General features: G+C 49.7%; 11 protein-coding genes. 7 read left to right on the forward strand and 4 right to left on the reverse strand.

The genetic code is table 11. The annotated features are described in order from the left end of the window. Nucleotides 1-8 precede the first annotated feature (8 nt). From tssC (TERTU_RS07350) to tssA, 4 genes are all read right to left on the reverse strand, one after another. On the reverse strand, nucleotides 9-1,502 hold the full coding sequence (gene tssC, locus TERTU_RS07350) for a type VI secretion system contractile sheath large subunit (protein WP_041590106.1): 1,494 nt from the start codon (nucleotides 1,500-1,502) through the stop codon (nucleotides 9-11). A gap of 438 nt (nucleotides 1,503-1,940) precedes the next feature. Beyond that, nucleotides 1,941-3,437, reverse strand: coding sequence for a type VI secretion system contractile sheath large subunit (gene tssC, locus TERTU_RS07355; protein ID WP_015820843.1), 1,497 nt, complete (start codon nucleotides 3,435-3,437; stop codon nucleotides 1,941-1,943). After that, nucleotides 3,427-3,948, reverse strand: a complete 522-nt coding sequence (tssB, locus tag TERTU_RS07360; protein WP_015817152.1) for a type VI secretion system contractile sheath small subunit — start codon at nucleotides 3,946-3,948, stop codon at nucleotides 3,427-3,429. The genes tssC (TERTU_RS07355) and tssB overlap by 11 nt, the downstream gene beginning before the upstream one ends. Before the next feature lie 29 nt (nucleotides 3,949-3,977). Beyond that, nucleotides 3,978-5,099, reverse strand: a complete 1,122-nt coding sequence (gene tssA / locus TERTU_RS07365) for a type VI secretion system protein TssA (RefSeq protein ID WP_015817144.1) — start codon at nucleotides 5,097-5,099, stop codon at nucleotides 3,978-3,980. A gap of 606 nt (nucleotides 5,100-5,705) precedes the next feature. On the opposite strand from tssA, the gene tagH reads away from it, so the two are divergent. The 7 genes from tagH to TERTU_RS07400 are packed head-to-tail and all read left to right on the forward strand — an operon-like array spanning nucleotide 5,706 to nucleotide 15,228. Beyond that, nucleotides 5,706-7,343 (forward strand): type VI secretion system-associated FHA domain protein TagH, encoded by a 1,638-nt coding sequence (tagH, locus tag TERTU_RS07370; RefSeq protein ID WP_015820420.1) that lies wholly within the window; start codon nucleotides 5,706-5,708, stop codon nucleotides 7,341-7,343. A 31-nt stretch (nucleotides 7,344-7,374) separates the two neighbouring features. Beyond that, nucleotides 7,375-7,863 (forward strand): type VI secretion system lipoprotein TssJ, encoded by a 489-nt coding sequence (gene tssJ / locus TERTU_RS07375; protein ID WP_015816955.1) that lies wholly within the window; start codon nucleotides 7,375-7,377, stop codon nucleotides 7,861-7,863. Between the two features lie 15 nt (nucleotides 7,864-7,878). Beyond that, nucleotides 7,879-9,213 (forward strand): type VI secretion system baseplate subunit TssK, encoded by a 1,335-nt coding sequence (gene tssK / locus TERTU_RS07380; RefSeq protein WP_015819607.1) that lies wholly within the window; start codon nucleotides 7,879-7,881, stop codon nucleotides 9,211-9,213. Nucleotides 9,214-9,225: 12 nt separating this feature from the next. Further along, nucleotides 9,226-10,134, forward strand: a complete 909-nt coding sequence (icmH, locus tag TERTU_RS07385) for a type IVB secretion system protein IcmH/DotU (protein ID WP_015818837.1) — start codon at nucleotides 9,226-9,228, stop codon at nucleotides 10,132-10,134. A gap of 54 nt (nucleotides 10,135-10,188) precedes the next feature. Then, nucleotides 10,189-13,722, forward strand: a complete 3,534-nt coding sequence (gene tssM, locus TERTU_RS07390; RefSeq protein ID WP_015819275.1) for a type VI secretion system membrane subunit TssM — start codon at nucleotides 10,189-10,191, stop codon at nucleotides 13,720-13,722. Continuing rightward, a complete protein-coding gene (gene tagF, locus TERTU_RS07395) occupies nucleotides 13,722-14,486 on the forward strand; it encodes a type VI secretion system-associated protein TagF (protein WP_015817876.1) in 765 nt (254 codons plus the stop codon). Before tssM ends, tagF begins: the two co-directional genes overlap by 1 nt. Beyond that, on the forward strand, nucleotides 14,479-15,228 hold the full coding sequence (locus tag TERTU_RS07400; protein ID WP_015818343.1) for a PP2C family protein-serine/threonine phosphatase: 750 nt from the start codon (nucleotides 14,479-14,481) through the stop codon (nucleotides 15,226-15,228). Before tagF ends, TERTU_RS07400 begins: the two co-directional genes overlap by 8 nt. Nucleotides 15,229-15,230 lie beyond the last annotated feature (2 nt).

Consider the following 15,230-nt stretch of genomic DNA (forward strand, 5'->3'; position numbering starts at 1 on the left):
CTAAAACTCTAGTTGGATTGAACCAATTCTGTAACCAATTCGAGTTCAGACACCATCTGATCGATCTGGTAGTGAGGTACAAGGTGAATCACACAGAGGTATTGGCCCGGTTTTTCCGGATGCTCTCGCACCGTTACATTAGCTTCACGCAGCGGGTAGCGAGCCTGTTGTTCCCACTCCAGGTCGTGACGCCCGGTGGTGTAACGGCGGAGCCAAGTGCCGAGGTAAACCTGGCATTCCTCAGCGGACAAAAACGACCCGACTTTATCGCGTATCATCACCTTGATGTAGTGTGCTACGCGAGAGGCGCATAGCACGTGTTGCAGCATAGTAGAAAGCTTGTAGTTAATTGCCGTCGTAGAGTTAGACGCGCGATTAACAGATTGCACTGACTGGTTACTGTAAAACGCCGCAAAAGGTGTGTTGTAACAATGACAGAGAGGGACCATTCCCAACTCACTAATTTCTCGCTCCAGCGCATCTGTAATAAGAATGTCGGTTGCGGGTTTGAATGCGACACCGGTTTTGTCCGTGTCGAAAGAGTCCATCGGCAAATTGGTAACAAGTCCACCACCCAGCAAATCGCGAGGTACGCCTCGGATGTGACCAAACCAGCCCACGGCCGCAAATTCCCGAATCAGTATGCCGCCGAAGGCGTAGGCGGCATTTCCCCATAGGTAGGCTTCCTGATTGGCGTTGCCCGGTAGTTCGCGAAATCTCAGGCCTTTGTAGCTGCCCGTTGTTTTGCGATAGGGTGTCCGCATAAGAATACGCGGCAAAGTCAAGCCAACGAATCTGGCTTCAGGCTTTTCTCTGAGGCTACGCCAGCGGATATATTCAGACTGCGAGAATACATCGCCAAGTCGGCTCCCCTGACCCAGCTCTGTAAAATTATTGCTGCCGAGGAGCTGAGGCGAGGCACCTAGGATAAATGGCGTGAAGGCCGCGGAGCCAATGTCGGCAAGGCCGTCTAGAGTGGATATATCATCGGGGTGCTGTGCATTCGGTTTATGGTGAATATCATAATCACCAATAATCACGCCGTAAGGTTCACCGCCGGGTGTGCCATATTCTTCACTGTAGATTTTTTGATAGAGCTGGCTTTGGTCGAAATCCAGTGCGCGTTCAATATCCTTCGTGACCTCTAGCCAATTCGCATTTAGCAGTTTGATTTTTAGATTTCGTACACCTTCGGCCTGTACCACGAGATACCATAACCCACGCCAGGACGCTTCGATTTTCTGAAAGTTTGGGTGATGCAAGATCGCGTTGAGCTGTGATATCACCAGTTCATCAATAGACGCAATAATTTGATCAATTTCGCAGTACAACTCTTCTGCGGTTGCGGGCGGCTCAATGAAATAGGTATTTACAAAAGAGACGAGGGAGTCGAACGAAGCTGGTGAGGCCAAAAATTTATCGAGGGTGGTTAACGTGCCTACCACTGACGTAGTCGTCGCGGTTCTATCGGCTGATTCCTCTGCAAAATCTGACGTTAACACAATGGCTCACATGCCTTTCCTGATTAGCTGGCTGGTAAAAACCAACTTGGTTTGATTCGCGGTTTAGCTGACGGAACAAAAATCGCCGTCAGTTGTATTGATTTTTTTGTTTAAATCCAGTGGATTCACTGGTAGTGCTGCGCTCGTAAAATACAAATATTCAACACTGAAAGACAACAATTTGGAAAATGGGTCAAACAGTCTGCGAAGCGCTAACAAAGCCAAAGTGGCTGTATGCTATTCTTAAACTCAATTGACCCGTTTTGGAATGATCCAGTTGTTTTTTTGGTTCACTAATTTCCTTGCTCTGGGGCTCTGACACTTTCGGCGCGTGGGCCACGACAGAACACAAGTGGTGTCGCTACTTGCAATTTCTGTGACGCGGCCTAGGCAACTGATAAAATTACTTACCCTTTTTACCAAAGCGCTCTGTAGAACTTAACCCGCTTTAGGAATATTGGCGACGAGCCTCAGCGACGCGGTCAGTTCCTCCACTTGGAGCCAGGGTCGCAAATAGGCTACTGCGTTAAATACTCCTGGCTGACCTGGGACTTCTTTCACTTCCACGCGGGCTTCTGCTAAAGGATACTTCGCTTTCATTTCTGCGCTAGCGCCCGGTGTTCCATTCACATATTGACTCAGCCATTTGTTTAGCCAGCGCTCGGCTTCATCGGCTTCCATAAAGGAGCCAATTTTGTCCCGTGCCATAACTTTGAGAAAGTGGGCGATACGGGAAGTGGCCATGATGTAGGGCAGGCGCGCAGATATGGCAGAATTGGCAGAGGCATCAGGGTCGTCGAATTTCTTCGGCTTTTGCGTAGTTTGCGCGCCGAAAAATACCGCAAAATCTGTGTTCTTGTAATGACACAGCGGCAGAAAACCAAGTTTACTCAGTTCTGCTTCACGGCGATCTGTGATGCCTATTTCGGTTGGGCATTTCTGATCGGTATCGCCATCATCACTTACGAAAACGTGACTGGGTAGACCTTCTACCTTACCGCCACCCTCAGCACCTCGAATACTGGTGCACCAACCATAACTGGCGAAAGCTTTGCTCAGTGTTGCACCTAACGTATAAGCCGCGTTCATCCAGCAATAGGAATCGTGCTCATTCTCGAGATGCTTACCGTCGGCGGTAACGTTACCTTCTTCGAAATTGAACTCTTCTACCGGTTTTGTGGCTGCGCCATACGGCAGGCGTGCGAGCGTGCGGGGCATGGTCAGGGTTACAAAGCGGGAGTCTTCACTTTCGCGGAAACTCCGCCATTGAATGTACTCCGCAGATTCGAATATTTTTTCCAGGTCGCGAGGTTTAGAGAGCTCTGTAAATGATTCGAAACCAAACATTTGTGGTGCTGCTGATGAAACAAATGGGCAGAAACCAGATGCGGCGATATTCGACATTTTGGTGAGCAGAGAAATATCATCGGGGTGAGATGAAAAGTCGTAGTCGCCGACGAGAGCGGCGTAGGGTTCTCCACCCGCAGTGCCGAATTCGCTTTCGTACACTTTCTTGAATATCTGGCTTTGGTCGAATTCGACCGCCTTTTCCAAGTCGCGCTTGAGCTCTTTTTTGCTGATATTCATCACTCGCAGTTTAAGGTGCGAGCTTGTTTCAGAATTCATCACCAGGTACTGCAAGCCACGCCATGAACCTTCCAGCGTTTGAAACTTTTCATGGTGCATGATGGCCCGCAACTGATTAGACATTGCCTCGTCGATCGCGTTAATCGCAGCGTTGATTGTTACGCTGAGGTTTTTGTCCCACTTTACAGTGCCTTTCGTTGCTTCACGAGTGAGTGTCTTCAACAGCTCTTCGGTTTCATCGCGTGGCGTTTGTTTGGTTGCGTCAATCGCTTGTTCGAGGAAGCTCAGGTCCGTGGCAACTTCTGTTGCACTCGCCTGGCCTTCCATTAATTCTTCATTATTCGCCATCTTTTTCACCTTCGTTTTCTACACCCAACTCACCGGAGAGATTTGCCAGGGCTTCGGTATTGCTCAGAACTTCTTCCAGCACGTTTTCCAGTTGTTCGGAGCGGTCCGCTTTGGTGAGCAGATCACGCAGCTTGTTTCTGGTTTCCATCAGCTTCCGCAGCGGTTCCACCTGGTCGACGAGCTTTTGTGGCTCAAAATCTTCCATGCTGTTAAAGCTCAGATTTACAGCCATCTCAGAGCCGTCATTGTCTACGGTGTTTTCTACCTTCATGTTTAGCTGCGGATTGATTTTCGCCATCAGCTCGTTGAAGTTATCGCGGTCGACCTGTGCGAACTTGCGGTCTTTTAATGGTTTTTTCTCATCGGCGTTGTCACCCGAATAATCTCCCATTACGCCCATTACAAAGGGAATTTCTTTTTCCATTACCTGGCCATTGGTTTCGAGGTCGTAGGTAATGTGTACGCGGGGTTTGCGGACTCTTCCGAGTTTATCTTGCATACTTTCTGACATGTGGCATGTTCTCCAAGTGACGTTGGGTGTTATTCATCTTCGGCTAGCACGCCGGTTATCTCACTAAAGTGACTTCTCGAAGATGTGTCGGGTATCAATTCCTGCATCAATTCATTTAGCGGCATACGACCCCACTTTACTGCCTTTTGGAGCATGTAGGATACGGGGGAGTGGGGTTCGTTTTTGCGGAAAAACTCAGCGATATCAACCAATTGTCGAAATGCGGCTTCTCGATTTTCTAAATGGGTTGGAGCGGAAATCTGTACTTGTTGCGGTACATTGGCCGCTTGCTCCTCCGCCTGATGCGGTTCCTCGACGGGTGTTTCCTGAGGGGTTTCCGGAAGTGGAAGCTTGTCCTTAGCAAGGTGATTGATTGCGCCAAGACATTCTTCCAGAACCTCGATTATGGTTCGTGTGGGCGGCGCGTCGTAGGTCCCGCAGTGTTCATCCAGAAGTTGACTAACCTTTCGGTAGTTTGTGATCGCGTCCGTCAAATCATCCCGAATGTTTTCAAAAAAGAGGTTGTCCGTTTCTCGTATTGCAGTTTCTATATTGTCTAGGCTGAAACCGAGCTTGGCAATTTTTGCCTGCTTGGACTTTTCATCAGCAACTTTTTGGCAATCCAGTGCCTGTTGGTACTCCCAGTAGGTGAAAGGGCCAATTGTCGAGCCTTCTGTAATTTCTGTACGTCGAATCGGGGCGATCAACACACCTTCAGCACCCTCGCCGTTAAGACCGGCCAGGCAGGCCACGCGCGTCTCAATGCCATCTTCATCGGGCATTGGGTATAAATTTGGCCAAAAATTTTCTATCAGCCCCAGCATGAGCCGAAACCCATCTCTCAGGCCTTGAAATCCGTTTGAGCGGAGCAGTGCCTCTGTATACCAACAGGCGACTTCCAGATCTTTTGCCTGCGCCGCGATAAGCTCAGGCGCTAGATTTTTGATAACTCGCCAGTGATCGTCCGCTTCGTTACTGTGGCCATCATGAATACTATTGCGTTCGGCAGCACGCGCTGCGCTGCGCGCCGCTTTAATGGTCTGATACGTGGATGTTGGCGAGGGGTCCGTGCGCACATCGACACCCGTGTCGACTTCGCCTGGAATAGGCGACAATATTTGCTCTATATCGAAAAGACTAGCTGAGCTCATTTATATTCCTTTATCGCTTTAAGACTAATGTCCTAAACGAATAGTGTTTATTTCTTCCTTGGCGCATTTTCTATTAATTCTGTCGAGAAATGCAAGGATCAACCCGGCTCTCTTTTCTCTAATCTTTAAATTTTAAAAAAATCTCTAATTGGTTCGCATAAATCCTTGGCTTGGCGGCTTATGCGTTTTAGCTGATTCACACAACTTTTTAAAACTAGTCGGTAGTACTATTGAACCCGAGGCGAGTGGTGCAGACAATAGCATCTGTCACATTAATAGGATGTGCGCGAATTAAGGGTTCGGCATGTGAATTGTTAACATACTTTTTTATGTTTATTGATCAATAATGATGATGCGTGCGCCACAAAAATAATCCATCAATAAATTTTGTCGAATTTATTGTATTTTTAAAAATGAATTGCATTGGCGGCGAACTTCGCTTTGAATCGCTCATCGGCAAAGAATATACTGGCCTGAACATTGTGCAGCGATGGACGCGGGTGGCGATGGATGTGTGATCTGTGTCACGGCATATTTACTAAAACTCGTTTGTGGTGCTCGGAAAACTTGAACGTTTTCCTGAATGGTTAAAACGGAACTTGTGAAATGGTATTAAAAGTGGAAGTGTTGCAGTCGCCGCAGGGAGTTGCCATGGCTGAGGCGAGCAAGTCCATTTCTGAGCAGGGTGGCTCATTAGGGAGAGGCGAAAATAATACCTGGGTATTAGATGACCCAGAGCGTTTTCTTTCGAGCCGACATTGCGAATTCGACTGTGACGGCAGCACGTACTATCTTACCGACGTTAGCACTAACGGTACTTTTGTGAATGGCTCTCCAGATCCACTCGGCCGAGGTGTCCGCGTCGCTTTGTCTGGCGGAGATACCATCGAGATAGGCGAGTACCAGTTTCGCGTTGCTATAGAAGGCGATACAGCCCATTCAATGCCACTCGAACCCGTGGCTGGAAGCCCTGTACTTGATCCTTTTGCCTCGCCTTCATCTCCGTTCGATCAGCCGGTGTCATCTATACCTGCAGATTTGGACGATCCACTCGCCGAATTTGGGAGTGGTTTGAGTTCAGGTGGCGGACTCTTGCCCGATAGCGATTTGGCATTAAATGAGACAGATCCTCTGGCAGCGCTGGATAAAGCCGCAGCTGATCCGTTTACTGCGTCGTCTGATCCGTTTGGTATTTCGGAAACCAACGACTTCGGCACAGAGAGTTTTCCATATGGCCAGAACACCTACAGCGACAATAGTGACCCCCTCAGCGGTTCGTTTGATGCACCCAAAAGCAGTGGAGCCGGCCTAATACCCGAAGATTGGGAAGACGACCTTCTCGGGGCAGAGCCTTTGCCCACGTTCGACGAGCCTCCCAAGCCGGCGGCGCCTCCTTTAGTTACCGCCGCTGACGAGCTGGTTGCAAAGCGGCCCAACCCGAGACCAACCCCCAGGTCGCGGCCCGCTGAAAACAATGCGCGTCGTGATTTGTCGCAGCCCAACCGTGTTATACGCAAAGCTTCGCGTCCCGCGACAACAGAAAAGCGCACTCCGCTGGATCGTTCATCCGCAAATGACACTGTCGAGCAAGCTGCTGTTCCCAAGAGCAAGCCCAGCCCAAGGCACGCGAGCACATCCGAAGTTGCAATTAACTCAGCATTGTTTGAGTCAATGGGGCTGGATGTCAGCCAGCTGTCGCAGGAAGAGCAGCAGGAGGTAGCTTGCGCAGTTGGTGAACTCATGCCAGTAGTCGTAGAGGGGATGATGCGGGTGTTGCGTTCACGTGCGAGTATCAAAAACGAATTCCGCATGAGCGTTACTACCATGCAACCGATAGAAAACAACCCGCTAAAGTTTTCCGCCGACAAAGGCGAGGCACTCGACATTATGTTTGTACGAAAAAGCAAGGCTTACAAGGCTCCGGTTGCCGCTTTTTCCGAAGGTTTCGATGCTATTGCCGAGCACCAGGTTGCCATCATCGCTGGCATACGTGCTGCTTTCACAAAAATGGTGGAACATTTTGACCCTGCGGCTTTAGAGCAGCAATTCGACAAGCAAAACAAAGGCGTGAATATTCCAGGAATGCAGAAATCTCGCTACTGGAACAGCTACACGGCCTATTTTCAAGGGTTTATGGATAACATGGAACAGTCCTTTCAAAACTTGTTTGGGGACGAGTTTGTACGCGCATACGAAGATCAGTTATTTAAGCTGATGACAGCGAGAAATATATCCGAAAAGTAAATTCCTGGACATTAATATCCTTGGGGGGCGCATGAAATACTGTTTGAAGGTCTGTCTGCTGGTCGCGGGCCTGGTTTTGCTATCGGCTTGCGATTCGATGAACAACAAAGTAGGTGGCGTATTAAATCTGGATACCGACCTTAAGCTGGTTGTAATTGCCGCCGAGGATGTCAACCCCGATGAAGGCGGCCATCCTTCTCCTGTATTTGTTCGTCTTTATGAATTAAAAGACACGGCAACATTTATGAAGTCGGATTTTCTGTCGATCTACGAGCGCGATACTGAAGTATTGGGAAATGAGCTGGTTGCGCGTCAGGAACTAAAACGTCTTGCTCCAGGAGACAGCCGGGAAGAACGTTTTGTTCTGAATCCGGAAACACAATATGTCGCCCTGTTTGCCGAATTTTTCGATTACAAAGACGCACGCTATAAAGTTATGTTTGCGGTAACAACAAATAATATAGTCCGCAACCGCATGGAAGTAAGACTGACTAAAAATAATATCTATTTGGAAAAATAATTAAAGAGAAGGACTATGTCACTAGAGAGTAAAGTTGTCTGGAAAGAGGGGATGTTTCTTAATCCTCAGCATTTTCAGCAGCAGGAGCGGTACCTGGAGCGATATGTTCACGAGCGGTGCGCCGCCGCTGCGGAGTATGAGTGGGGTATGCAGCTCTTCGACATAGACCAGCAGTTACTTAAACTGGGGAAAATATCTGTCACTAAGGCCAAGGGTATATTTCCTGATGGAACGCCGTTCAATGCTCCAGATGTAGATGACGTTCCGCCGGTGCTGGATGTACCGGAGAACACGCTTAATGCGCGCGTTTACCTCTCGGTTCCGCTGCGCAGGCCCGGTGCGGTAGAGGTGCAAGCAGAAGATGGGTTGCAAGGTCTTGCCCGCTTTTTAAGCTGCGAGCACGAAGTCCGCGATGTAACGAAAGAAGGCGGAGATGCACACAAACTAAGCCTAGGCAAATTGCGGCTGAAGTTGTTGTTGGATTCAGATGATCGCAGCGGCTATGCATGTATTGGCGTACTTAAAATTTCCGAGATCCGTAACGATCGCGAGATAGTTCTCGATGACAAGCATATATTGAGCTGTCTTGATTGCCGTGCCTCGTCTAAATTAACCGGTTTTTTAACGGAGGTTGTTGGGTTGCTAACCCAGCGGGCTCAAGCGATCGCCGGGCGACTTGCCGATACCGCGCGGGGTGGTACTGCAGAAGTTGCTGACTTTATGATGTTACAGTTTTTAAACCGGATGGAGCCGTTCATGAAGCACCTGTCCCAGTTACAGGGTGTTCATCCCCTTCAGCTCTATCAGCACATCATTCAATTGGCCGGTGAAATTAGTACGTTTGCGAGCCCGACGAAACGCGCCGCCGAATACCCACCTTATTTACATCACGAGTTGCAGTCATCGTTTTTGCCAATAATGAACTCGTTGCGTGCCAGTTTATCGATGGTGTATGAGCAAACTGCAGTTTCATTGCCCCTGGTGGAAAAAAAGTACGGTATCCGTGTTTCTGAAATTAATGATCGCACTCTAATAAGCACTGCTGTTTATGTATTGGCGGTGAGGGCCGATATCTCCGAGGAAGCCGTGCGCGCCCGCATTCCTGCGCAAATTAAGATCGGACCAGTGGAGCGAATCCGACAGCTGGTGAATGCGGCAATGCCCGGTATTCAGATAAAGCCGCTTCCTGTGGCTCCTCGCCAAATTCCTTTCCGCGCGGGTTATACCTATTTTCAATTAGAAAAACAGACACCACTATGGCGGGAATTGGCGTCCTCGGGCGGATTTGCACTGCATATAGGTGGTGAATTCCCTGGAATAGAGATGGAATTCTGGGCCATTAGACAATAAACAGGGCGAATTATGTCTAACAACGATCGAACGGTTTTCAGGCAGCCAACTCCCGGCGGCGAACGGGGCGGTGATCGAACCGTTATGCGTCCTCGCAGCTCGGCAGCCAGGCCGTCATCACGGGGTTCGCAGAGCGCTGCACCGCAACGTCATCAGCCGGCAACAGTCGCCAGCGATCCACACGCGGCGCAATTCGCAAATGGCCGGGGCCTCAACACCTTGGTGAGTCTGGCGGCAACGCTCCTTGCAGTGTATGAAAAAACCCGTCATTCAATGACGCATGCGGATACCGCCGGATTGCATAAGCGTCTGTGTAATGAGATCCGCAATTTTGAGGTTAACGCTCGCGATGCGGGTATTCGTCAGGAGGTCGTTATTTCCGCGCGTTACGTGCTTTGCTCAATTCTGGACGAGGCGGTTCTCAATACACCCTGGGGCAGCGAAAGCGCTTGGGCACAGCGATCTCTGTTGTCGGTTTTTCACAATGAAACCTCAGGCGGAGAAAAGTTTTTCTTAATTTTGGATCGTGTGCGTCAGTCGCCTTCAGAAAATCTCGAGATGTTGGAGTTATTTTATGTCTGCTTAAGTATGGGGTTTGAGGGCAAGTTTCGGTTGATGTCGCGCGGAAGAGACGGAATAGAGGAAATTCGCGACGACCTATTCTCAACGATTCGACGATATCGCGGTGAATATGAGCGAGATCTCTCGACACATTGGCAAGGGCTGGGGCGTACCAAAAAAACCCTGGCAGAGTATCTCCCCGTATGGGTCGCAGTTGTTGTCGTGGGTGCAATATTGCTGTTCGGCTTCTCTGGTTTCCGTTATTGGCTTTATGAGCGCGCGACCCCCGTGGTTGAGCAGCTCAATGTCATCGCATTGCCGCCAGAATCCGCCGAGCCTGAGAATGGAACTTTACGTTAATCCTGAGCTGGACCCGCGTTAATCATTGCCATAGGGACATCGACAGTAAATTTTATGAAAAAACTTAAAGCATTTTTCACCAATCCGCACGTTATTATCGGGTTGGCGTTTATTTTTGTGGGATTACTTATTTGGTTTGCCGGGCCGCACACCAAATTCGGTGACGACAATACTGCGCCACTTGCCAGTACAACGTCGCGTCTGATCTGTCTGATAGTGTTATTGGCGATTTGGGGAGCCAACAACTTGCGCTCCCAGTGGCTGACGCGAAAAAATAACGACAGTCTTGTTGACGATATTACAAAAAATCAAAAAGAAGCCCCCAAGGGGGTATCCCCTCAAGTCACGGAAGAAGTTCAGCAAATCAATGCCCGTTTCACCGAAGCGTTAACCACACTAAAAAAGCTGAAATTTGGCGGCGGTGGCAAAAAAGCGCTGTACGAATTGCCTTGGTACATCATCGTGGGTCCGCCAGGTTCGGGTAAAACCACCGCCCTGGTAAACTCCGGGCTGGATTTTCCGTTAGCCGAAAAGTTTGGCAAGGGCGCGTTGCAGGGGGTAGGCGGTACCCGAAATTGCGACTGGTGGTTCACCAATGATGCGGTGCTTATTGATACCGCAGGACGATACACAACGCAGGACAGTCATCGCGTTGCAGACGGAGGCGCCTGGGAAGGCTTTCTAAGTCTGCTGAAGAAAAATCGCCGTCGCCGCCCTATTAATGGTGCCGTCGTTGCGATTAGCCTTCAGGATCTGCTGATGCAGAGTGAGGACGAGCGCGCACAAAATGCAAAAGTCATTCGTGCACGTCTTGATGAACTGATGGAAAAGCTTCAAATCCGATTTCCTATTTATCTGATGTTCACTAAAACCGATCTGGTATCTGGTTTTTCAGAGTTTTTCGAAGACCTTAATCGGGACGATAGAGATCAAGTGTGGGGGTTATCGCTTCCCAACGCCCCAAAGGCGAACCAAAGCCCGGATTTTAATTTTTTAGAGGAACAGATGGGGAGCCTGATTAGTCGGCTCTATGATCGCGTGCTCTGGCGTATGCATCAGGAGCGAGACCCAAAACGCCGGGGGGCTATTTATGGGTTCCCGCAACAAATGGAGAATCTGCAGGCAATTGTTACAGGTTTTGTACAGCAGGCGTTCGCAGAAAATCGTTATCAGTTTCAGCCGTATTTGCGCGGCGTTTATTTTTCCAGCGGTACCCAAGACGGAACACCCATAGATCGATTAATGTCATCCGTTTCCGCTAACTTCGGCTTCCCTCGTGACGTGGCTCATTTGGCAACACAGCAGGGTAAAAGCTTTTTCCTTTCCCGCTTGTTTCTGGATGTGATTTTTCCGGAATCGGAATTGGTTGGCTCCAATGTTCGCTACGAGCGGTTCATTCGCTGGGCTCAGCGCGCAACCTACGCGGCCTTGGCTCTCGTTACCCTCGGTACAGGGTTGATTTGGAGCGGTGCACTCACTCGGCAAACAATGTCAATGGGGGAAGTTCAGCAGCATGTGGACGAATACACCCAAGAGCGCGAAAAAGTCAAAGATTGGAACAAGGATTTACGTGTTGTACTGCCCCCGCTGAATGCGCTATTTCAGGCAAGCCGCGTTTACGATCAAGAGGCGCATCCCTGGTTGAGCGGAATGGGTTTGTATGATAATCGGGTAGATGCGCAAGCGGATGCCGCCTATAAAGAACAGCTGAAGGCGTTGCTGCTGCCTCGTTTAATTGATGCACTTGAGCGGTCGCTTAAGCAGGGCTACGAAGGCGGCGATCTTTATAATACATTTCGTATTTACATGATGTTTGGCAAGGTAGATCGTTTAGAACCCACTTTGGTCGAGCAGTGGTTTAATGACGAGTGGGAAGTTGCCTTGGAAGGGGAAGCAACTCGCCGACAGGAATTGAAACTGCATTTGGAAAACCTGTTGGCACTGTCTCTCGCACCTTTAGAATTGAACCCTCGGATAGTACGGGATACGCGGACGACGTTGCTGCGTGTTCCTGTTGCGCAACGGATATATCAACGGGTTAAAAATAACGCCGAATACAATTATCCCGTGGATATGCTCAATGAGTTTGGTGAGTCAGTTCGTGAAAATTTCCAGTTGGAGGGCAAAGATCTCTCTATGTCTGCCCTCTATACCATAGATACCTACGAACGTTTGGATCTATCTGAGGGCGCGTCGTTAATTGGCGATGTGGAAAACGAACGCTGGTTGCTGGCAGACGATAAGGACGAGAGGGTGGATTTTGTTGGCGAAGATCTTGAAGAAATCAGTGAAGATGTTAAAGAGCTTTATCTAGCAGATTACGCAGCAAACTGGTCGCGTTTACTGCGAAACTTAGAGGTGAAAAACTACACCAGTATCAATCAGCTAAACGACGGGCTCATGGTTTTTTCTGACGCTATTTATTCGCCGTTAAAAGCCATTTTGCAGGTCGGTAAAGAGCATACGCAATTGACTATGCCGCTGGTCCAGGACGTAACTGCGCAAGAAGATAGTAATAGTAAAAGTCGACTGTCTCGCGCTAAGCGGCTCGCAGCTGCAAATATCGAAACTACCAGGGTCGACAAACAGTTTAGCGAACTCCACGCGATGTTACGTGAGTCGCGCAGCGGTTTGGCGCCGGTGGATGGTGTGATGCAAAAGCTGCAGCAATTGCAGGAATTTGTCGCTGAGATTTCTATGTCTCCCGATCCCGGTAAAAAGTCGTTCGACGTTGCGAAAGCACGATTCCAAGGCGGCGGCGGAAATCCGATTACCTCGCTGCGCAGCTACGCGCAAACACAACCTGAGCCAATAGAGCGCTGGCTAACAAGCCTGGCGGATGAAACATGGCGACTGGTGTTAGCCAACGCGCGTCAGTACGTGAACGTGGAATGGCGGGCGCAGGTTTACAACCCTTATCGGCAAGGTTTGTCCGGGCGTTACCCGTTGGCAGGTAACAGTCGCGATGAAATGGCAATGTACGATTTCTCCGCTTTTTTTAAACCCTCTGGAACATTGGATGTGTTTTATCAACAGTATATTTCGCCGTTTGTCGATTCGCGAAATAATCTGGCAAATCGCGTTGTTGATAAATACAGTATTGGGTTTAATCGCACCACCATGAACCAAATACAAAAAGGTTTAACGATTAAAAACATTTTGTTCAGGGCGAACCCGGAGGCTCCCAGTATCCAGTTGGAATTGCGGCCCTACAAAATGGACGAGCGTCACGCGCGTTTTACCCTTGAACTTGGAGATGAACGGTTGGTATACAATCACGGCCCCAAATTCTGGAAAGATGTTTCCTGGTCGGGTACCGGCGATAACAACCGAATTCGGGTTATTTTCCAGGACTTGAACGATAGAACGGTTGACCAGTCATACGGTGGCCCCTGGTCCTGGTTCCGTCTGCTAGATGCATCCAGCGTCACTCAGACAAACCAGGCCAACGTTTATAACGTAGCGTTTAAAGTGGTTGCTGCCAACGGGGAAGAGCACAGCATTTTATATCAGGCGAAAACCAAAAGTATTCACAACTCGATGGATCGCTCCTGGTTGACATCGCTCAGTTTGGCGGAGTCACTTTAATGTCTGTCGGTGCAGCGGGTTTTTTTGGCAAGCTACCCACGCACGGTGATTTTATATCGCGGGATCTTCCCTCCCATTTTATCGATATTTGGGACAACTGGTTGCAGCTGTTCGTATCCACCACACAGGGCCAGCTCGGCGAGGAGTGGTTGGACATCTATCTGACGAGCCCGATTTGGCGATTTGTTTTCAGTGAGGGTGTTGTCGATGAACACGTGTGGGCAGGCGTTATGTTGCCAAGCGTGGATAAAGTCGGACGCTACTTTCCGTTTTCCATCGTCGCGCCGCTGGCTGGTTCGGCAAATGGTTTGGAGCTGCTCACGGAACACCAGGCATGGTTTGAAGAAATAGAGGATATCGCTCTGCAAGCCTTAGATGGGCAGTACGACCTGGACAGCCTGCTCGATGCAATAAATATGGTCGCGGATATCCAGTCTTCGGCCTATGAAAAAGATCCCTCGGTGCTGGGTGGTGGGGCTCCCACATCGCCTTTACTGGTTCGAACGGCATCGCCGACTCAGGGGCTTCAGGCGGCGATGCCTGCGCTCTTGGATGCGGCACTTAAAAACAGTTACGCGAGCTACAGTGCTTGGGCGACATTGGGCTCAGATTATGTCGAGCCATGTATCTTTGTTGCCCGTGGCCTGCCGACCACCAGCGGTGCGAGCAGCTTGCTTGAAGGGCGATGGGACGAGTGGGGGTGGCCCGAGCCATACCTGCTTCTGACGCAGCCGGATCAACCGGAAGATTCCGAGAATGAGTGATACAGAGTTTCGCCCCATAGATTGGCGCAGCGCGTGCGAGACCGATGTGGGGACCGTAAGAGAGGTCAACGAGGATGCCATCTTGTTACGCCCAGATATTCATTTATGGGCAGTGGCCGATGGTATGGGTGGCCATTCTGTTGGTGATATTGCCTCGCAAACTGTGGTCGCAGCGCTGGAGTCCATTGACGGTGCCGATTTACTAAGTGAATTTGTTGATCAGGTCGACGATGCGCTGATAAAAGCGAACAGTGAGATCATTGCATATTCCGAAAATTACCTGAACAGTGCCCCGATGGGTACAACGGTAGTTTCCTTAATTACCCGTGGCCGCGTTGGCGTTTGCCTCTGGGTTGGGGATTCAAGGTTATACCGGTTACGTGGCGGTGAGCTGTCGCAGTTAAGTCGTGATCACAGCCAGGTGGAAGAGCTTGTTCAAATGGGGGTGATCACGCCTGAACAGGCGATTGATCACCCGGATAGTCATGTTATAACGCGGGCTGTGGGCGGTGAAACGGACGTCTATGTGGATATAAATCTCTTCAGCGTCCAAATCGGCGACACGTTTTTACTGTGCAGCGATGGCCTATATAACGCTGTAGAAATCGAAGATATCGCCGATTGTCTGGCGGTGCGCGAGCCTGATGACGCCAGTGCTGAACTAATGCGGCGGGCACTGGGTAATCATGCCAAAGATAATGTTTCACTGGTTGTGGTTCGAGGTGAGGCGGGGAACTGTTAACA

Source organism: Teredinibacter turnerae T7901, assembly GCF_000023025.1.
Taxonomy (GTDB): Bacteria; Pseudomonadota; Gammaproteobacteria; order Pseudomonadales; family Cellvibrionaceae; genus Teredinibacter; species Teredinibacter turnerae_B.